Genomic DNA, 19,050 nt, shown 5'->3' on the forward strand with positions numbered 1-19,050 from the left:
GCGCGCGCGAGCGTCGTCAGAGCGGCGCTACGCCGAGCGGCGTGCGCGTCGTCAGAGCGGCGCGACGTGCTGCGGCGCGCGCGCCCAGGCGAGCGCGTCCTCGAGCCGGTCGTTGCCCCAGAACAGCTCGTCGCGGGTGACGAAGCTCGGGGCGCCGAAGATGCCGCGCGCGACCGCCTCGTCGTTCTGATGCTTGAGCCGCTCCTTGTGCTCGGGCGTCTGTGCGCGCGCGAGCACGTCGTCGGGGTTGCGGCCGAGGCGCGCGAGGATGTCCGCGATCACCTCGCGGTCGCTGATCTCGCGGTCCTCGGCGAAGCTCGCGTGGTAGACGGCGCGCGTGAACGCGCCGCACCAGCCCTCGTCGGCGGCGAGCAGCGCGACGCGCGCGGCGAGCAGACCGTTGCGCGGGAAGCGCGAGGGACGACGCAGGGGCAGTCCGTGCTTGGCGCACACGCGCGCGAGGTCGCGCCACATGTATGCGCCCTTCACGGGGTAGATGTTGAACGGCGAGTCGTTCCAGCCCTGCGCGAAGAAGATCGGCCCCAGCAGGAACGGCCGCCAGACGAGCTGCACCCCCGCCGCGTGCGCAGCGTCCTCGATGCGCATCGCGGCGGGGTAGGAGTACGTGCTCGCGAACTCGTACCAGAAGTGCAGCTCGGGCTGAACGGTGCTCATGGCGCCGTGTTGCCCGCCCGCACTTGCTGTCGCAAGCGTCGCTTACGGGCAGGAGGCCGGCAGCGTGCAGCAGTTCACGATCGTGCAGCTTCCGGGCGTGTACGCGTAGCGCGCGCAACCGCCTTCCGCGGCGAACGCAGCGCAGGACTCCTCGCTGTCGTACGGGTAGCGCGGCGGGCTGCCGGCGCACGTGAGCTCATTGGAGTCGAACGGTCGCCCGGGGATCGGGCTGCACGGCGCCGAGAAGAACGAGCACGGGATCGCGATCGGCTCTTCCGAGACCGGCGTGTACCCAGGACAGCTCGTCTCCGAGCACGCGGTCGTCGAGCTGCACTGGAGGTTCACCATGCCGTCCCGGATCGAGTCGAGCTCGCAGGACAGGAACGCGACCCCGCCGTCCGCCGTGATCACGTTGCCCGTCGTGTAGCCGTCGCGGGTGCGCCAGGTGATCACCCAAGACTCGTCGTTCACGTCCTTGTTGATCAGCACGCCGCTGCGATCCGACGTGCACTGAACCCCGGACTCGCGCTGGGCATGCGCCGCCGGAGCGGAGAGAACGACCACGGTCGCCAGAGCGGCGACGCCGAGGCGCCGACGAACCGAACGCATAGCTTACCTCCCGCTGGCGTCCCGCGAGAGCCCGCGGGACGAGTCTAAACGATCTCCAGCGAGGTCGGCCGTTCGGCGCCGAAACTTTAGACGACGAGCGCGACGCGCGTGCGCTCACCAGCGGTGCGCGAACTCCTCGGCCCAGCCGATCAGGCCGTCGACCGCGATGTCGCGGCCCTCGACGCGGACCCGTCCGCGCCAGCGGCCGAACGCACACACGCCGCCGGTCGCGAGCACGCCGAGGTTGAGACGCGGCGTGTGCGCGGCGACGGGCTCGAGCGTCAAGTCGAGCACGCCCGAGTGCTCGGCGACGACGCGCCACGGCTTGCGCCACTGCGCCGCGTCGTACTCCCAGCGCAGGTCCTCCATGATCTTGTGCAGGCGACCGTTGCACAGGATGCCGTTCTCGTTGGCGCCCGTTCCGGTCGTCCAGCGGGCGCCGAAGTTGACGCCGAGCAGCACGTCACCCGCCCAGCCGGTGGCCACGCCCCAGTTCCAGAACGAGCGGTACGGCCACATGCCGCGCCCCCAGTCCTGCACGCCGAACGAGGTGCGGGGCTCGAAGACGTAGCGGCGCTCGCCGGCGCGCACCTCGCCCGTGCACGGCAGCGCGGCGTGCTTCGAGTTGCACTGAAAGCGCGTCTCGCTCCACGGCACGACGACGTTCAGGCTCTCGTGCCCGGGCGGACGGCTCACCTTGAAGTCGGCGACGACCTCGGTGCCGTCGCCCGCCTTGCCGCGGAAGCGCACCGCGAGGTCGTTGCCTTCGAAACGGTTCTCGTAGGTGAGGCCGCCGCCCTGGAAGCCGACGGTCGCGTCCACCTGCTCCGGCAGCGCGATGCTCCCCGGCCGGACGTACGACGAGCCCGTCCAGTGCTTGCCGTCGCGGAAGTCGGTGAGCGTGAACGAGCAGAACGCCGCGTAGTCGATGTCGGCGAGCGTCACCGAGAAGACGAAGTCGGGCGCGATCCAGTTCCAGAAGTTCCAGCGCTTCTTGCGCGGCCAGTGGCCGCGCAGGTTGGCGCGGAACAGCGGCTGACGCGCGAAGCCGACGGCGTCGGGATTGAGGCGTCCGCGCGCGTCGCACACGTCGACCGGCTCGGTGATCTCGCGCTCGACGTAGACCGGCTCGCGCACGCGGCGCGCACCGGGACGGTCGAGGATCGGAAGGTGGTCGGGAAGCTGCGGCATGTGAGGTGGTGACGACTCGCGGTGATCGGCTGGCGTGACTCTCAGGAGATGACGCCCTGCTCCTTCAGCTTGCCGAGGTCGTCCCACGTGAGCCCGGCCTCGAGCAGCACGCTCTCGGTGTCCGCGCCGACGTCGGGCGCGTGGTTGCGCACGCGCGGCGGCTCGTTGCCGAACTGCACCGGGCTCGCAGCGACGCGCACCTTGCCGTGCTCGGGGTGGTCGACGTCGAGGATGTAGCCGTTCGCTTTGACTTGACGGTCCTCGACGACCTCGAGCGGCGACTGCACGGGACCCCAAATGCACTCCGAGGCATCGAGCAGCTCCGCCCAGTGCGCGCGCGGCTTGCTCTTGAACATCGCGCGCAGCTCCTCGTGCAGCGCGGGGCCGTTCTGCGCGCGGACCTCGTCGGGGTTGAAGCGCGGGTCCTGCAGCAGGTCGTCGCGCTGCACGGCCTTCGCGAAGATCGGCCAGAAGCGGTTGTGCTGCAGCATCATCAGCACGAGGTGGCGTCCGTCGGCGCACTCGTAGGTCGCGACCAGCGGGTTCGGCGTGCCGCCCTGCCCGCCCTTCGGCAGCTCGAAGCCGTAGGTCATCGCGGCGACGATGTCGGGCGACAGGATCCACACCGCCTCGCCGAGCAGCGAGACGTCGACCTCGAGGCCCTGCCCGGTGCGCTCGCGATGAAAGAGCGCGCCCGCGATGCCGCCCGCGAGGAACATCCCGCCGGTGAAGTCGCCGAACGCCGGACGCTGCTGGATGAACGGCTGCCCCGGCGGCGTCAGCACGTTCGCCACGCCGCCGCGCGCCCAGAACGAGAGCGCGTCGTAGCCGCCGCGGTTCGCGTCCGGGCCCTTCTGCCCCTGACCGTGGCCGCGCGCGTAGATGATCTTTGGATTGACTTTCTGGAGATCCTCGTACGTGATCCTGAGCCGCTCGCGCGCCTCGGGCAGGAAGCTGGTCACGAAGACGTCCGCCTTCTCGACCAGCTTGTAGAGCAGCTCGCGTCCGGCGTCCTTCGCGATGTCGATCCCGACGCTCTTCTTGTTGCGGAAGAGCTGCTCGACGAAGAAGTTCACGCCCTTCGCGCCGGGGATCATGCCCGAGGTGATCAGGCCGCGGATCGAGTCGCCGCGCAGCGGGTGCTCGATCTTGACGACGTCGGCGCCCCAGTCGGCGAGCACCGTGGCGCACGACGGGACGAAGCCCCACTCCGTGACCTCGATCACGCGGATGCCGTTCAGGATCTCCATGCCGGTCTACCTACGACGGCCGCGCCGCCGGGGTAAAGGCCCGTCGTCGGCGCGGATCGTGTACGCCGTGCCCTCGAAACGCGCCGAGAGCGTGAGGCAGCGTCTTCGTGGCTCTCGGAAGCGGCACGCCCGAGTACTGGATCGTCGATCCGCAGAAGCGCACGCTCGAGCGCTTCCTGCGCGCCGCCGACGGCTCGCTGACGCTCGCCCGAGTCGCTCGCCGGCGACGCGCGCTTCACGCCGTCGACGTTCCAGGATCTCGCGATCGACCTGCGCGCAGCTCTCGACGGTGCCGGAGCCGTGAGCGCGCGTCGTGCGCGCTGCATCGCCACGGCGGCACGTCGCGAGCACGGCGCGGACGACGAGGTCAGCGCCGGCCGCCGAGCAGCGAGCCGAGCACGCCGCGCAGGATGCGCGCGCCGAGGCTGCCGCCGAGCTCGCGGCCGACGGCAGTGCCGATCGAGCGCGCGGCGCTCTTGAGCATCGCCTCGCCGACGCTGTCGCGGCGCCGACCGCTCGAGCGTCCGCCGCCGCCGCGTCCCGAGCGCGCGTCGTCGCGGCGCGCGCCCCCGGCAGTCCCACGCGCATCCTCGCCGTCCTCGCGCGCCTGCTCGGCGCGCGCGCGCAGCATCTCGTACGCGGACTCGCGGTCGATGACGCGCTCGTAGCGCCCGCGCAGCGGCGACGCCTGGACGATCCGCGCGCGCTCGTCTGCGGTGATCGTGCCGATGCGGCTCGTCGGCGGACAGATCAGCGCGCGCTCGACCGGCGTCGGCATCCCCTTGCCGTCGAGGAACGAGACCAGCGCCTCGCCGACGCCGAGCTCGACGATCGCGCGCTCGACGTCGACGCCAGGGTTCGCGCGGAAGGTCGAGGCCGCCGCGCGCACCGCCTTCTGGTCGCGCGGCGTGAACGCGCGCAGCGCGTGCTGCACGCGGTTGCCGAGCTGCGCGAGCACGGCGTCCGGCACGTCCGTCGGATGCTGCGTCACGAGATATACGCCGACGCCCTTCGAGCGCACGAGGCGCACGACCTGCTCGATCTTGTCGCGCAGCGCGTCCGGCGCGTCGTCGAACAGCAGGTGCGCCTCGTCGAAGAAGAAGACGAGCTTCGGGCGGTCGAGGTCGCCGACCTCGGGAAGCTGCTCGAAGATCTCGGAGAGCAGCCAGAGCAGGAAGGTCGCGTAGAGCTTCGGCGCGTGGAAGAGCTTCTCGGCGGCGAGCACGTTGACCACGCCGCGTCCGTCGACGGTGCGGATCAGGTCGTGGATGTCGAGCGCGGGCTCGCCGAAGAGGTGGTTGCCGCCCTGCTCCTCGAGCGCAAGGAGAGCGCGCTGGATCGCGCCGACGCTCGCGGCCGACACGTGCCCGTAGGCGACGTTGAGCTCCTTCGCGCGCGCGGCGACGTCGGTGAGCATCGCGCGCAGATCCTTCAGGTCGAGCAGCAGCAAGCCCTCGTCGTCGGCGACGCGGAAGACGACCGACAGCACGCCCGCCTGGGTCTCGTTCAGGTCGAGCAGGCGGGCGAGCAGCAGCGGGCCCATCTCGGAGACCGTCGTGCGCACCGGATGGCCGAGCTCGCCGAACACGTCCCAGAACGTCGTCGGCGAGCCCTCGTACGCGAGCTCGCCGAGGCCGAGCTCCGCGGCGCGCGCGGCAATCTTTGGATTGCCTCCGCCCGGCTGGCTGATGCCGGCGAGGTCGCCCTTCACGTCGGCCGCGAATACCGGCACGCCGAGCCGGCTGAAGGACTCGGCGAGGAGCTGCAGCGTGACCGTCTTGCCCGTGCCGGTCGCGCCGGCGACGAGACCGTGCCGGTTCGCCATGCGCGCGAGCAGCCGCTGCGGGCTGCCCTCGAGGCTCTTGCCGACCAGGATGGAGGCTTCGTCGCTCACCCGCGCGCCCTCGGATCGTCGATGACGAACTTCCAGGTGCCGTCGGCCTGGCGGCGGACGATCTCGATCGCCTTGCCCGAGCCGACGGTCTGCTTGCCCTGCGCGTCGGTGATCGTCGCGCGCCAGTCGTTGTACAGCACGGCGAGGTCGTCGCCCGCCTGGAGGACCTGCGTCACGTTGGCCTCGACCTTCGGCCGGGTCGCGATCCAGCCCTCGAGCACGGTTTGGATCGCGTCGGGTCCGACGTAGCGCTCGCCGTCGAGCAGCAGCACGGCGTCGCGCTCGTAGAGCGCCGCGACCGCGGCCGCGTCGCCGGCGTTGATCCCCTCACAGAACAGACGGTCGCAATCCTCGGGAGAGCGTGCCGCCATGATGCCTCCTCGCCTCACCCCTGCCGCGAGAGCAGGTCGAGGCTCCTGTAGTGATAGCCGTACCGCGTCCCGAACCCGGCCGCGGCGTAGAGCCGCAGTGCAGGATCGTTGTCCGCTTCGACCTGCAAGTACATCGAAGGCGATCCTGCGGCGAGCGCGGTCGCCGCAAAGGCGTGGAGGATCGCGCTCGCGGCGCCGGTCCGGCGAGCGTCCGGTCGGGTCGCCATGCCGAACACCCCGCACCAGCCGCGCTCGAGGACGGCGAAGCCGACGGCGACGGTGCCGGCGCCCCCGACCTCGACGCGCGCCGCGACGCTGCGCGGGCTCGCGCGGCGCAGGAGCCGGCCGTAAGCGAGGAGACGCGCGCGCTGCCGCGGGTCGTCCTGCTCCTCGGCGTGGGCGTCGAGCCAGGACGCGTCGTCCGGCGGCGTCGTGCGGACGCTGCCCGGGACGTCGCGCCGCGTGCGCGCCGCCACATCTTCTGCACGCGCGACCTGCACCACGACGGGCGCCTCGACCACGTAGCCGCGCGCGGCGAGCACGGCGTCGAGATCCTGCGGCTCGACGGCGGGGCTGATCTGGTAGCGCACCGGCAGGCCGTGGCGCCGGTAGAAGTCCTCGACCAGCGCGAGGCGCTCGTCGAGCGCTCGGTCGAGCGCTCCTCGGTCGAAGCGGATCGGCAGGACCGCGTTGCTGCGTCGAAACGGCGCGTCGGGCGTGGCGCGCAGCAGCCAGCCGTCGAGGAGCTGAACGACGGACGGCGCCACCGCGTTGGCGGCGATCTCCTCGAGGAGCCGGACCTCGCCGCCGCCGCGCGCCGTCGCCTTCACGCGAGCGCCTTCCCTTTCAGATGACGCCCGCCGCGCGCAGGCGGGCGCGCTCGCGCGCCGAGAGCCCGAGCAGCTTGCCGTAGACCTCGTCGTTGTGCTCGCCGAGGCGCGGCGCGCCGCGCGCGATCCGCCCGGGCGTGCGCGAGAGCCGCGGGTAGACGCCCTGCATGCGCACCGGTCCGACGACCGGGTCGTCGACGGTCTCGATGTCGCCGCGCTCGGCGACGTGCGGGTCGGCGCAGATGTCGGCGACGCTGTAGGTGCGCGCGAACGGCACGCCGGCCGCGACGCAGAGCCGCTCGATCTCGGCGGCGTCGTGCTGCTTCACCCAGCGCGCGACGATGTCGTTGATCTCGTCGGCATGCCGGCAGCGCGCTTCCAGCGTGCGGAAGCGCGGGTCGGCGAGCAGGTCCTCGCGCCCGATCAGCCTCGCGAGCCGCGGGAAGAGTCCGTCGCCCGCCGCGATCAGGCTCACGTACTGGCCGTCGGCGGTCTCCCAGTTGTCGAGCGGCGCGGAGTTCGCGAGCCGGTTGCCCTCGCGCGTGCGGACGATGCCGAGCCGGTCGTAGGCGGCGATCGTGTGCTCGAGGATGCGCAGGATCGAGGCGTAAAGCGCGAGCTCGACGGTCTGCCCCTCGCCGGCCTCCGTCTGCTTCGCTTTCCTGGGGCGCTTCGCGCCCCGCCCGGTGCGCGTCTTGGACCGCGCGTGGCCGGCGTCCGGACGGCGATCGCGCTCGTAGAGCGCGATCATCACGCCGAGCGCGTTGAACACCCCCGTCAAGTAGTCGGAAATGATCACGCCCGGACGCACCGGCGGGCGGTCCTTGTAGCCCGTCAAGTATAGAAGCCCGCCCATCGCGATGCCGTTGCGGTCGAGCCCCGGACGGTCGCGGTAGGGCCCGCTCTGGCCGTAGACGCTGACCCGCGACAGCACGAGCCCCGGATTGATCGCGCGCAGCACGTCGGGGCCGAGCCCCCAGCCCTCGAGCGTCCCGGGCTGGAAGTTCTCGACCAGCGCATCCGACACCGCGACCAGGCGCTTGAAGATCTCCTGGCCCTCGGGCTTGCGCAGATCGAGCGTCACCGACTTCTTGTTGCGCCCCTCGACCGCCCACCACAGCGAGTAGCCGTTCTCGAACGGTCCGATCGTGCGCATGAAGTCGCCCACGCCCGGCTGCTCGATCTTGATCACCTCGGCGCCGAAGTCGCCGAGCAGCGTCGCCGCGAACGGCGCGCCGATGCGCGTGCCGACGTCGAGGATGCGCAGGCCCGCGAGCGGCAGCGCGGTGGAGGTCGAGCGTGCGCCAGGGCGTGCGCGGCGTGCGGAGCTGCGCGCGCTGCGCGCCGATCCTGCGGGCTTGCGGGTGCGCGCGGCGGCCGTGCGCGGCGTGCGCTTCGCGGGAGCGCGCTTCACCGCGGCAACCCGAGCACGCGCTGCGCGATGATGTTGCGCTGCACCTCGCTCGTGCCCGCGAAGATCGTCGCGGCGCGGTAGTAGAGGTAGGAGCGCGTCAAGCGTCCGCGCGCCGCGGCGTGCGGGCCGCCGTCGAGGATCCCGCGCGGACCGAGCGCCTGCATCACGGTGTCGTGCATGCGCTGGCTCATCTCGCTCCAGTAGAGCTTGATGAACGAGCTCTCGGGGCCGAGCGGCTCGCCGCGCACGAGACGCGTCAGCGTCCGCCAGTTGTTGAGCTTCGCGATCTCGACCTCGATCGCCGCCTGCGCGACGCGCTGGCGCAGCGCCGCGTCCGCACGTGCGTCACGGGCGAGGCGCACGAGGTCGTCGAGCAGCATGCGGTGGATGACGAGCTGGCGCGGCGCGGTGCCGCGCTCGTGCGCGAGCGTCGTCTGCGCGATCTCCCAGCCCTGCCCTTCCTCGCCGACCAGGTTCTCGCGCGGCACGCGGACGTCGTCGAGGAACACCTCGTTGAACTCCGAGCTGCCGGTCATCTGCCGGAGCGGCCGAACGGAGACGCCCGGCGCGCGCATGTCGACCACCATGTACGAGATGCCGCGCGCCTTGCTCGCCGAAGGATCGGTGCGCGCGAGCAGGATCCCGTAGTCCGCATACTGCGCCCAGCTCGTCCAGACCTTCTGCCCGGTGACGCGATAGACGTCGCCCTCGCGCACGGCGACCGTGCGCAGCGAGGTCAGATCCGAGCCGGCGCCGGGCTCGGAGAAGAGCTGGCACCAGACGTCCTCGCACGACAGGATGCGCGCGAGCCAGCGCCGCTTCTGGTCCTCGGTGCCGTGCTTCATGAGCGACGGCCCGACGAGATTGACGCCGATGCGGTTGATCACCTCCGGCGCCCGCGCGCGCGCCATCTCCTCCTGGAAGATGTAGTTCTCCTCGACGCCGGCGCCGCGTCCGCCGTACTCGCGCGGCCAGTGCACGCCGACCCAGCGGTCGCGCGCGAGGCGCGCCTGCCACGCGCGCAGGAAGGCGAACTCCTCGTCGAGCGTCGCGAACTCGACCTCGCCGGCCGCGAACTCGCGCGGCACGTTGCGCTCGAGCCACGCGCGCAGCTCGGCGCGGAAGCTCTCCGCGGCCGGCGAGAACCTGAGGTCCATCCGGCGTCCTTCCTATCGGCGCCGGGCGACGAGCCGCAAGACGCGCGGGCCGTGCACGGCAAACGCGACGGCACGGCTTGCGCGGGAGGGCTTGCAGCAGCGGCGTCAACCACGAAAGCTGTCGGTCGAATCGCGTACGCCGGGCACGCTAAAGCCTCTGCGCTTTGACGCCGGAATAGGATCGTGTGTAGTGTGCGCGCGGTTCGGACTCTGGGGGGTGAGGTCGGAAGTGCGACCAGGTAGCGGCAACCGAGCGCAGTGCTTCGCCGTGCTGGCCATGCTCGCCGCTCCAGCGCTTGCGCTGGGCGCGTACGGCGATGCGGTGCACCCGATCCCCAACATGTTCGCCCCGGTGTCGCCGCCGGCGGAGGCGATCCGCCAGCTGTCGTTCCTGGTGTCGGCGATCGCGGCGGGCATCTTCCTCACCGTGAGCGGCATCCTGTTCTGGTGCGTGTGGCGCTACCGCGCGCGCCCCGGCGACGACCGCGAGCCGCCGCAGGTCTACGGCTCGAACCCGATCGAGTGGTCGTGGACCATCGTGCCGGTGCTGATCGTGCTGGTGCTGTTCCTCGCCACCTGGCGCACGATCGACGAGATCCAGGCGAGCGAGCCGCCGCCCGATTCGCTGCACGTCACGATCATCGGACACCAGTGGTGGTGGGAGATCCACTACCCCGACCTCGGCGTCGTGACGGCGAACGAGCTGCACCTGCCGGTCAGCACCGCGGACGCGCGCCGCCCGACCTACCTGACGCTCGAGTCCGCCGACGTGATCCACTCCTTCTGGGTCCCGCAGCTCGCGGGCAAGATGGACGTCGTCCCGAACCGCACCAACCGGCTCTGGGTCGAGCCGCAGGTGACCGGCACGTTCCTCGGACAGTGCGCCGAGTACTGCGGCACGCAGCACGCGCGGATGCTGCTGCGCGTGATCGTGCACGAGCCGGACGACTTCGAGCGCTGGGCCGCGGCGCAGCGCGCGCCCGCGGCCAGCGACCCGAGCGTCGCCGAGGGCCGCGCGATCTTCCAGCGCACCGCCTGCGTCAACTGCCACTCGCTCGACGGCACGATCGCCGACGGTCGCTTCGGCCCCGACCTCACGCACCTGATGAGCCGCACGACGATCGGCGCCGGCGCCGCGCTCAACACGCCCGAGAACTTGCGCGCGTGGATCGAGGATCCGAACACGTTCAAGCCGGGGGTGCTGATGCCGGCGATGAAGCTCGACGACGAGCAGATCGACAAGCTGACGGCGTTCCTCGTGACGCTGAAGTGAGGAGCAACACACCGTGACGGTGCTCGACGAAGGAATCGCCCGACCGCGCGAAGACGCCGCGAGCGCCGGTCTGTGGACCAAGGTCCACGAGTGGGCGGTCACGGTCGATCACAAGAAGCTCGGCGTGATGTACATCGCGTCGGCGCTGGGCTTCTTCCTGATCGCGGGGCTGGAAGCGACGCTGATGCGCATCCAGCTCGCGTTCCCGAACAACGACTTCCTGCCGCCGACGACCTTCAACCGGCTGTTCACCATGCACGGCACGACCATGGTGTTCCTGGTCGGCATGCCGATGTTCTTCGGGTTCGCGAACTACTTGACGCCGCTCATGATCGGCGCGCGCGACCTCGCCTTCCCGCGGCTCAACGCGTTCGGCTTCTGGCTGTTCCTGTTCGGCGGGCTGCTGCTCTACTTCAGCTTCCTCGGCGGCGACGGTCTGTACGGCGCCGGTACTGCGCCCGACGTCGGCTGGTTCGCCTACTCGCCGCTCACCGGACGCGCTTTCTCGCGCGGCAACAGCACCGACTACTGGACCCTCGGCATCCTGGTGAGCGGGCTGGGCTCGACTGCGACCGCGCTCAACCTCGCGACCACCATCATCACCATGCGCTGTCCGGGCATGACCTACGGCAAGATGCCGCTGTTCGTCTGGCTGATGCTGGTGAACTGCATCCTGTCGCTGGTCATCCTGACGCCGCTCACCGCCGCGCAGGTGATGCTGCTCTTCGACCGCTTCCTCGGCGCGCACTTCTTCGACACCCAGGCCGGCGGCTCGGCGGTGCTGTGGCAGCACTTCTTCTGGTTCTTCGGGCACCCCGAGGTGTACGTGCTGATCCTGCCGGCGTTCGCGATCGCGAGCGAGGTGGTGCCGGTGTTCTCGCGCAAGCCGCTGTTCGGCTACCCGTTCATGGTCGGCGCGACGGTGATGATCGGCTTCATCAGCATGTCGGTGTGGGCGCACCACATGTTCGTCGTCGGGCTGTCGCCGGCCGCGAACACGTTCTTCGCCGCGTCGACGATGGCGATCGCGGTGCCGACCGGAATCAAGATCTTCAACTGGCTCGGCACCATGTGGGGCGGGAAGATCCGCTTCCGCATGCCCATGATGTGGTGCACGGCGTTCATCTTCTCGTTCGTCATCGCCGGCTTGACGGGCGTCATGCTGGCGATCGCGGCGTGGGACTTCCAGCTCTCCGACTCGTACTTCGTCGTCGCCCACTTCCACTTCGTGCTGATCGGCGGGCTGCTCTTCAACATCTTCGCCGCGATCTACTACTGGTACCCGAAGGTCACCGGGCGGATGCTCGACGAGAAGCTCGGCCGGCTGCACTTCTGGATCTTCGTCACCGGGTTCTACATCACCTTCTTCACCATGCACTTCCCCGGTCTGCTCGGCATGCCGCGGCGGATCTACACCTACGACGCGGGGCGCGGCTGGGACACGCTGAACCTGATCTGCTCGCTCGGCGTCGCGGTGCAGGCGGTGGGGCTGCTGTTCTTCGTGTGGAACCTGATCCGCTCGTACCGCAAGGGCGAGGTCGCGGGTGACGATCCGTGGGACGCGTGGACGCTCGAGTGGTCCACGACGTCGCCGCCGCCGGAGTACAACTTCGAGCGCATCCCCGTGGTGCACAGCCGCCGGCCGCTGTGGGACCTGAAGCATCCGCAGGACCCGGACTGGAAGTACGAATGAGCACCGCATCGGACGCGATGACCGCCCCGCAGCCGCCGCCGCTGCCCACGACGTGGGAGCTCCCGAACAAGGGCCGCGTCGGGATGGCGTGCCTGATCCTGACCGAGAGCTCGTTCTTCGCGATCTTCGTGGTCGCGTACCTCTACTACATCGGGAAGAGCCTGGCGGGCCCCTACCCGGCGGACGTGCTCGAGCCGCCGATCCTGAACTCGATCTGCCTGCTGTCGAGCAGCGTGACGATCGTGCTCGCGATCCGCGCGCTGCGCGCGGGCAGCGTGGCGACCTTCACGCTCTGGTGGCTCGTGACCATCCTGCTCGGGCTCGAGTTCCTCGTCGGCACCGGCATCGAGTGGTACGGGCTGATCTACGAGCACGGCCTCACGATCCGCACGAACCTCTTCGGCACGACCTTCTACTCGCTGGTCGGCTTCCACGCGCTGCACGTCTTCATCGGGCTTCTGCTCTTGACGCTGGTGCTGCTCTTCGCCCTCTTCGGCGCGGTGAAGCCCGCGCACGCGGAGCGCACCGAGGTTCTCTCCTGGTACTGGCACTTCGTCGACACGGTGTGGATCGTCGTCTTCACCGTGGTCTACGTGATCGGCCTATGAGCGAGCGCGCAGACGAGAACATCGACAGCGTCGCCCTGCCGGCGCCGACCGCCTGGCCGCTGCTCGCGGCGCTCGGCGTGACGCTGATCTTCGCCGGGCTCGTGACGCACGTCTTCACGACCATCGTCGGCGCGGTGCTGTTCGTCGTCTGCGCGGTCGGCTGGTTCCGCTCGGTGCTGCCGGTCGAGGAGACGGAGATCGTGCCGCTGCGCCCGCCGGCGCTGCGCGCGCGAGAGATCCAGCCCGTGCCGCACACGGTCGAGCACCTGACGCCCGGCGGGCCGCACGCGCACCGCATGCGGCTGCCGGTCGAGGTGCATCCCTATTCCGCGGGCGTGTGGGCGGGGCTCGGCGGCGGCGCCGCGATGGCGCTCGTCGCCTGCGCGTTCGGCATCATCGTCGCGGGCAGCATCTGGTACCCGATCAACCTGCTCGCGGCCGCGGCGCTGTGGTCGCTCGCGAGCGCGTCGGTCGAGCAGCTCCGGAGCTTCGACGCGACGGCGCTCGTCGTCGCGACCATCGTTCACGGCATCATGTCGCTGCTGGTCGGCTTCCTCTACGCCTTCCTGCTGCCGACCATGCCGCGGCGTCCGGTGTTCTTCGGCGGCGTGGTCGCGCCGCTTCTGTGGACGGGTCTCGTCTGGGCCTCGCTCGGCGTGATCAACCCGGCGCTCAACGCGCGCATCCACTGGGGCTGGTTCATCGCCTCGCAGATCGTGTTCGGCGTCGTCGCGGGGCTGATCGTCGCCCGCACGCGGCGCGTCCGGACGCTGCAGGCGCTGCCGCTCGCGATGCGCATCGGCCTCGAGGGCGGCATGCGCGAGGACGACGAGGAGAAGCGATGAGGGGCGCGCTGCTGCGGCTCGCGTCGCTCGTCGCCGCGCTCGCGCTCGCCGCGGGCTGCGACTCGCTGCCGGGCAAGCCGACCAAGAGCGAGGAGTATCGCCTGCCGAGCCAGGTGCTCGACTTCGCGAGCCTCTACGGCACGAACTGCGCGGGCTGCCACGGCGCCGACGGACGCCTCGGTCCCGCGCGACCGCTCAACGACCCGCTCTACCTCGCGGTCGCGAGCGACGAGGACCTGCAGCAGGTGATCGCGCGCGGCGTGCCGGGAACGACGATGCCCGCGTTCGCGATCTCCGAGGGCGGCACGCTGACCGACGAGCAGATCGCCGCGCTGGTGCGCGAGATGCGCGAGCGCTGGGGGAAGCCCAGCGAGCTCGCCGGCGTCGAGCTGCCGCCCTACAGCGCGCCGCTCGGCGATCCGGCGCGCGGCGCCGAGGTCTACGCGACGTTCTGCGCGTCGTGCCACGGCGCCGACGGCACCGCGCGCGGCTCGATCGTCGATCCATCGTACCTCGCGCTGGTCAGCGACCAGGCGCTGCGCTCGACCGTGATCGCGGGACGCACCGACCTCGGCATGCCGGACTTCCGCGGCGAGCAGGGCGCGACGCCGATGACCGCGCAGCAGATCGCGGACGTCGTCGCGTGGCTCGCGTCGCAGCGCAGCGAGTTCCCAGGGCAGCCCTACGTCCGGAACGCTCGGAGCAACTGAGATGGAACGCGAGAACCCCGAAGGCCAGAAGCCCGAGGCCGCGTCGGGCAACACGCGGCGCAACTTTCTCCTCAAGCTCGGCATCGCGATCAACGTCGTCGCGGCGGCGCTGATCAGCGTGCCGATCATCGGCTACGTCGCGGCGGCGCTGCGCAAGCGCTCGTACCAGGCGTGGGTGCGGCTCGGGCCGCTGTCGCAGTTCCCCGTCGGCCAGACGCGGCTCGCGACCTACGAGAACCCGTTCATCGTCCCGTGGGACGGCGAGACCGGCAAGGTCGCGTGCTGGGTGCGGCGCATCGCCGAGAACCAGCTCCAGGTGTTCGCGGTGAACTGCGCGCACCTCGGCTGCCCGGTGCGCTGGTTCCCCGAGTCGAAGCTGTTCATGTGCCCGTGCCACGGCGGCGTGTACTACGAGGACGGCTCGCGCGCGTCCGGTCCGCCGCCGCGCGGGCTCTTCGAGTACGAGTACCAGATCCGCGGCGAGGACCTCTGGGTCCGCGGCGGCCAGATCCCGACGCTGGCCAACCCGGTGTGACGTGAGCGACGACAACAGGAGCAAGACCTCCCGCAGTCGGCTCGCCGCGATCGGCGAGTGGATCGACTTCCGCGTCAAGTTCCGCGAGTCGTTCCTGCCGTCGATCGTCCACCCGATCCCGCGCAACACGGCGAGCTGGTGGTACGTCTTCGGCAGCGCGACGCTGGTCTGCCTGATCCTGCAGCTCGTGACCGGCATCTGCCTCGCGATGGTCTACGTGCCGGCGGCCGACGAGGCGTGGCAGAGCCTCGAGTACCTGAACTACGAGCAGCCGCTCGGCTGGTTCCTGCGCGGCATGCACTACTGGGGCTCGAACTTCATGGTCGCCCTGATGACCGTGCACCTCGTGCAGGTCTTCATGTTCGGCGCCTACAAGTACCCGCGCGAGCTCACCTGGATCGTCGGCTGCGTGCTCTTCCTGTGCACGCTCGGCATGGCGTTCACCGGCCAGGTGATGCGCTTCGACCAGGACGCGTACTGGGGCCTCGGCATCGGCGCGTCGATGGCGGCGCGTTTCCCGCTGATCGGCGAGCAGCTCGTGCAGCTCATCCTCGGCGGTCCGATCATCGCGGGCGAGACGCTGTCGCGCTTCTTCACGCTGCACGTCTTCGTGATCCCGGGCGTGCTGCTGCTGATGGTCGGCGTGCACCTGCTGCTGGTGGTCAAGATCGGCATCAACGAGTGGCCGATGCCGGGACGGCTGGTGACGCGCGAGCGCTACATCGCCGAGTACCACGAGCTCGTCGAGCGCGACGGCGAGCCGTTCGTGCCGCACGGCATCACCCGCGACCTGGTGTTCGGCGGGCTCGTCATCCTGGCGATCGCGGCGTGCGCCGCGTTCATCGGTCCGAAGGGTCCGAACGGCATCCCCGACCCGACGCTGATCGAGACCAACCCGCGCCCGGACTTCTGGTTCCTGCCGCTGTTCTCGGCGCTGGCGCTGCTGCCGCCCTACCTCGAGACGCCGCTGATCCTCACGGCGCCGCTCATGCTGATCCTGCTCGCCTTCCTGCTGCCGTTCTACTCGAACACCGGCGAGAAGAGCTGGAAGCGGCGTCCGGGCGCCTGGATCCTGGTCATCATGGTCTTCCTGATCCTCGGCACGCTGGGCTGGCTCGGCACCTACTCGCCGTGGTCGCCCGACATGACGGCGTGGAGCGGCGCGCCGGTGCCGGTCGAGAACGTCAAGCGCAGCACGCCGCTCGAGCTGCAGGGCGCGCTCGTGCTGCAGGCGAAGCAGTGCCGCAACTGCCACAGCCTGGGCGGCCTCGGCGGCGAGCGCGGTCCGGCGCTCGACGACGTCGCCACGCGGCTGACGCGCGACCAGCTGATCCGCCAGGTGATCCAGGGCGGCGGCAACATGCCGGCCTACGGCAAGAACCTGAGCCCGGCCGAGGTGACGGCGCTGGTCGCCTTCCTCACCACGCTGCACCCCGAAAACGAGCCGCCGGCTCGCGACTCGCAGCTGCCGGCGGTGCCGGGTCGCGAGGCGTCGGCGCGCCAGGGCGGCGCCGGCTGAAGCGGCCGCGCGGCGAAGTCCGCGCACGGCCGTGAGGTGAAGTAGTGGATCCGGTGACGCGCGCGGCCCTCGAGTCGCTGCGCTTCGACCCGTGGCTGATCGCGGCGCTGGTCGCGACGGGCGTCGTCTACGTCCGCGGCTGGCGGGCGCTGCACGCGCAGATGCCGGCGCGCTTCGGCGTCGCGCGCCTCGCGGCCTTCCTCGCGGGGCTCGTCGTGCTGCTCGTCGCGGTCGCCTCGCCGCTCGACGCCTTCGCGCCGTTCCTCCTCACCGTGCACATGGTGCAGCACCTCCTGATCACCATGGTCGCTGCACCGCTGCTGCTGCTGGGCGCGCCGCAGATGCCGCTCCTGCGCGGGCTGCCGCGCGCGGTCGCGCGCGAAGCGTTGGGGCCGTTCCTCGCGGCGCCGGAGCTGCGCGCGCTCGGCCGCGCGCTCTCGCACCCGCTCGTGTGCTTGACGGCGTTCGTCGCGACGACCTGGCTCTGGCACGTGCCCGCGCTGTACGAGCTCGCGCTGCGCTCGGATCGCTGCCACCAGGTCGAGCACGCGACCTTCCTCGCGACCGCCCTGCTCTTCTGGTGGCCGGTCGTCGCGCCGTGGCCGAGCGTCATGCGCTGGCCGCGCTGGACGGTGATTCCGTACCTGGTCGTCGCCGACCTCGCGAACACCGCGCTCTCCGCGCTGCTGTCGTTCTCCGAGGAGGTGATCTACCCGAGCTACGCGGCGGCGCCGCGCCTCGCCGGCACGACCGCGCTCGGCGACCAGTCGGCCGCGGGCGCGCTGATGTGGCTCGTCGGCGCGATCTGCTCGCTCGTGCCGGCCGCGGTGATCTCGGTTCAGCTGCTGTCGCCGCGCCTCGTCCGCCCCGGCGAGACGCCCGCGGAGCAGGCTGCGTCCGCGCGCGCCGTGGCGCGCGCCCTGCTCGGCGATCCACGCGAGCGCGCCCGCGCCGCACGCGCGCGCGGCGCCTTCGATCTGCTCGACGTGCCCGCGCTCGGCGCGCTGCTGCGCAGCCGCAGGAGCCGGCAGGCGCTGCGCTTCGCGAGCTTCGCGCTCGCGGCGCTGATCGTCGCCGACGGGCTCCTCGGCCCGCAGATGTCGCCGATGAACCTCGCCGGCGTGCTGCCCTGGACGTGGGTGCGCGCGCTCGCGGTGGTGGTGCTGCTCGCGGCGGGCAACTGGTTCTGCGCCGTCTGTCCGTTCCTCGTGCCGCGCGAGCTCGGCAGGCGCGTGCTGCCGGCGCGCCTCGCCTGGCCACGCGCGCTGCGCTCGAAATGGCTCGCGGTCGGCGTGCTCGTCGCCTGGTTCGTCGTCTACGAGGTCGCCGACGTGTGGGACAGCCCGTGGTGGACGGCCTGGCTCGTCGTCGGCTACGCGGCGGGCGCGCTCGCGGTCGACGGACTCTTCCGCGGCGCGAGCTTCTGCAAGTACGTCTGCCCGATCGGACAGCTCCAGTTCGCGTACGCCGCGCTGTCGCCGTTCGAGGTCCGCGTCAAGCAACCCGAGGCGTGCGCGACCTGCACGACGCACGACTGCATCCGCGGCAACGCGCACGCCCGCGGCTGCGAGCTCGCGCTCTACCTGCCGCGCAAGGCGGGAAACCTCGACTGCACGTTCTGCCTCGACTGCGCCGACGCCTGCCCGCACGGCAACGTCGGCGTGCTCGCGGTGGCGCCCGCCGTCGACCTGATCCGCGACCCGCGCCGCTCGTCGCTCGGCCGGCTGTCGATGCGCGTCGACGTCGCGGCGCTCGCGCTGGTGCTGGTGTTCGCGGCGTTCGCCAATGCCGCGGGGATGGTCGCGCCGGTGGTGCGCTGGCAGGACGCGCTCGTCCGCCGCCTGGCGCTGCCGGAGGGCGCCGTCGCGACGGCGCTGCTCGTGCTGGCGCTGGTGCCGCTGCCGCTCGCGCTCGCCGTCGCCTGCGCGGCGCTCGGACGCGCGCTCTCCGGCTGCGGCGCGACGCTGCGCGAGCTCGTCTGCCGCTTCGCCCGCGCGCTGCTGCCGCTCGGGGCGGGCATGTGGCTCGCGCACCTGCTCTTCCACCTCGCGACCGGGGGCGGCGCGCTGTGGCCGGTCGTGCAGCGCGGCGCCGCCGACCTCGGCGTCGCGGCGCTCGGCCGCCCGGACTGGGGCGGGGCCGCGCCGCACGGCGACCTCGCCTGGCTGACGCCGACGCTGGTCCTGATCCTCGACGTCGGCCTGCTGCTGACCCTGTGGGTCGCGTGGCGGATCGCGGTCGAGCGCGTCGACGGAGCGCGCCGGCAGCTCGCGCTCGCGCTGCCCTGGACGGCGCTCGGGGTCGCGCTCTATGCCGCCGGCGTGTGGATGCTGCTGCAGCCGATGGAGATGCGCGGCACGATGGTGCACTCGTGAGCCGCCCGCGGTCGATGCGAGCGTGCGACGCCCGCGCCGACGCTGTCCCCCGCCGCGCGGCACGCCGGCACGTGGCGCGCGTGGCGCTGCTGGCGGCGCTC

17 protein-coding genes are annotated in these 19,050 nt (G+C 71.3%); 8 read left to right on the plus strand and 9 right to left on the minus strand.

Translation table 11 applies throughout. The features are described from left to right. Positions 1-51: 51 nt before the first annotated feature. From VIS07_10960 to VIS07_11000, 9 genes are all read right to left on the minus strand, one after another. Positions 52-675, minus strand: coding sequence for a 2-hydroxychromene-2-carboxylate isomerase (locus VIS07_10960; protein ID HEY8516022.1), 624 nt, complete (start codon positions 673-675; stop codon positions 52-54). 42 nt (positions 676-717) lie between these two features. Further along, a complete protein-coding gene (locus VIS07_10965; protein HEY8516023.1) occupies positions 718-1,284 on the minus strand; it encodes a hypothetical protein in 567 nt (188 codons plus the stop codon). A 114-nt stretch (positions 1,285-1,398) separates the two neighbouring features. Next, complete coding sequence (locus tag VIS07_10970; GenBank protein ID HEY8516024.1) at positions 1,399-2,475, minus strand: DUF2804 domain-containing protein; 1,077 nt, start codon at positions 2,473-2,475, stop codon at positions 1,399-1,401. A gap of 41 nt (positions 2,476-2,516) precedes the next feature. Continuing rightward, positions 2,517-3,725 carry a CoA transferase gene (locus VIS07_10975; GenBank protein ID HEY8516025.1) on the minus strand — a complete coding sequence of 403 codons (1,209 nt, stop codon included), beginning with the start codon at positions 3,723-3,725 and terminating at the stop codon, positions 2,517-2,519. Positions 3,726-4,092: 367 nt separating this feature from the next. After that, complete coding sequence (locus VIS07_10980; GenBank protein ID HEY8516026.1) at positions 4,093-5,619, minus strand: helicase HerA-like domain-containing protein; 1,527 nt, start codon at positions 5,617-5,619, stop codon at positions 4,093-4,095. Then, positions 5,616-5,990 carry an SgcJ/EcaC family oxidoreductase gene (locus VIS07_10985; protein HEY8516027.1) on the minus strand — a complete coding sequence of 125 codons (375 nt, stop codon included), beginning with the start codon at positions 5,988-5,990 and terminating at the stop codon, positions 5,616-5,618. Before VIS07_10985 ends, VIS07_10980 begins: the two co-directional genes overlap by 4 nt. 14 nt (positions 5,991-6,004) lie before the next feature. Then, the gene (locus tag VIS07_10990) at positions 6,005-6,820 is read right to left on the minus strand and encodes a GNAT family N-acetyltransferase (GenBank protein ID HEY8516028.1); all 816 of its coding nucleotides are present in this window, start codon (positions 6,818-6,820) and stop codon (positions 6,005-6,007) included. 16 nt (positions 6,821-6,836) lie between these two features. Next, positions 6,837-8,234 (minus strand): CoA transferase, encoded by a 1,398-nt coding sequence (locus tag VIS07_10995; protein HEY8516029.1) that lies wholly within the window; start codon positions 8,232-8,234, stop codon positions 6,837-6,839. Continuing rightward, on the minus strand, positions 8,231-9,391 hold the full coding sequence (locus VIS07_11000) for an acyl-CoA dehydrogenase family protein (protein HEY8516030.1): 1,161 nt from the start codon (positions 9,389-9,391) through the stop codon (positions 8,231-8,233). Before VIS07_11000 ends, VIS07_10995 begins: the two co-directional genes overlap by 4 nt. Before the next feature lie 229 nt (positions 9,392-9,620). Between VIS07_11000 and coxB the strand changes: the two genes are divergently transcribed. The 8 genes from coxB (at position 9,621) to VIS07_11040 (ending at position 18,949) form a co-directional block, all read left to right on the plus strand. Then, positions 9,621-10,664, plus strand: coding sequence for a cytochrome c oxidase subunit II (gene coxB, locus VIS07_11005; GenBank protein HEY8516031.1), 1,044 nt, complete (start codon positions 9,621-9,623; stop codon positions 10,662-10,664). A 70-nt stretch (positions 10,665-10,734) separates the two neighbouring features. Next, a complete protein-coding gene (gene ctaD / locus VIS07_11010) occupies positions 10,735-12,357 on the plus strand; it encodes a cytochrome c oxidase subunit I (GenBank protein HEY8516032.1) in 1,623 nt (540 codons plus the stop codon). Then, on the plus strand, positions 12,354-12,965 hold the full coding sequence (locus VIS07_11015; protein ID HEY8516033.1) for a cytochrome c oxidase subunit 3: 612 nt from the start codon (positions 12,354-12,356) through the stop codon (positions 12,963-12,965). Before ctaD ends, VIS07_11015 begins: the two co-directional genes overlap by 4 nt. Beyond that, positions 12,962-13,810: a hypothetical protein gene (locus tag VIS07_11020; protein HEY8516034.1), complete on the plus strand. Its 849-nt coding sequence runs from the start codon at positions 12,962-12,964 to the stop codon at positions 13,808-13,810. Before VIS07_11015 ends, VIS07_11020 begins: the two co-directional genes overlap by 4 nt. Beyond that, positions 13,807-14,520, plus strand: a complete 714-nt coding sequence (locus tag VIS07_11025) for a c-type cytochrome (protein ID HEY8516035.1) — start codon at positions 13,807-13,809, stop codon at positions 14,518-14,520. Before VIS07_11020 ends, VIS07_11025 begins: the two co-directional genes overlap by 4 nt. Before the next feature lies 1 nt (position 14,521). Further along, a complete protein-coding gene (locus VIS07_11030; GenBank protein ID HEY8516036.1) occupies positions 14,522-15,055 on the plus strand; it encodes a Rieske (2Fe-2S) protein in 534 nt (177 codons plus the stop codon). 1 nt (position 15,056) lies between these two features. Further along, positions 15,057-16,574, plus strand: a complete 1,518-nt coding sequence (locus tag VIS07_11035; protein ID HEY8516037.1) for a cytochrome b N-terminal domain-containing protein — start codon at positions 15,057-15,059, stop codon at positions 16,572-16,574. A 53-nt stretch (positions 16,575-16,627) separates the two neighbouring features. Further along, a complete protein-coding gene (locus VIS07_11040; GenBank protein HEY8516038.1) occupies positions 16,628-18,949 on the plus strand; it encodes a cytochrome c oxidase assembly protein in 2,322 nt (773 codons plus the stop codon). The last annotated feature ends 101 nt before the right edge of the window (positions 18,950-19,050 follow it).

The organism is Candidatus Binatia bacterium, from assembly GCA_036563615.1.
GTDB lineage: Bacteria > Desulfobacterota > Binatia > UBA12015 > UBA12015 > DATCMB01.

Bases quoted from the DNA above. Each gene is read 5' to 3' on its own strand.
- VIS07_10975 (HEY8516025.1), bottom strand. From the start codon at position 3,725: ATGGAGATCCTGAACGGCATCCGCGTGATCGAGGTCACGGAGTGGGGC.
- VIS07_11025 (HEY8516035.1), top strand. From the start codon at position 13,807: ATGAGGGGCGCGCTGCTGCGGCTCGCGTCGCTCGTCGCCGCGCTCGCG.
- VIS07_11000 (HEY8516030.1), bottom strand. From the start codon at position 9,391: ATGGACCTCAGGTTCTCGCCGGCCGCGGAGAGCTTCCGCGCCGAGCTG.
- VIS07_11030 (HEY8516036.1), top strand. From the start codon at position 14,522: ATGGAACGCGAGAACCCCGAAGGCCAGAAGCCCGAGGCCGCGTCGGGC.
- VIS07_11015 (HEY8516033.1), top strand. From the start codon at position 12,354: ATGAGCACCGCATCGGACGCGATGACCGCCCCGCAGCCGCCGCCGCTG.
- VIS07_10960 (HEY8516022.1), bottom strand. From the start codon at position 675: ATGAGCACCGTTCAGCCCGAGCTGCACTTCTGGTACGAGTTCGCGAGC.
- VIS07_10970 (HEY8516024.1), bottom strand. From the start codon at position 2,475: ATGCCGCAGCTTCCCGACCACCTTCCGATCCTCGACCGTCCCGGTGCG.
- VIS07_10965 (HEY8516023.1), bottom strand. From the start codon at position 1,284: ATGCGTTCGGTTCGTCGGCGCCTCGGCGTCGCCGCTCTGGCGACCGTG.
- VIS07_10985 (HEY8516027.1), bottom strand. From the start codon at position 5,990: ATGGCGGCACGCTCTCCCGAGGATTGCGACCGTCTGTTCTGTGAGGGG.
- VIS07_11020 (HEY8516034.1), top strand. From the start codon at position 12,962: ATGAGCGAGCGCGCAGACGAGAACATCGACAGCGTCGCCCTGCCGGCG.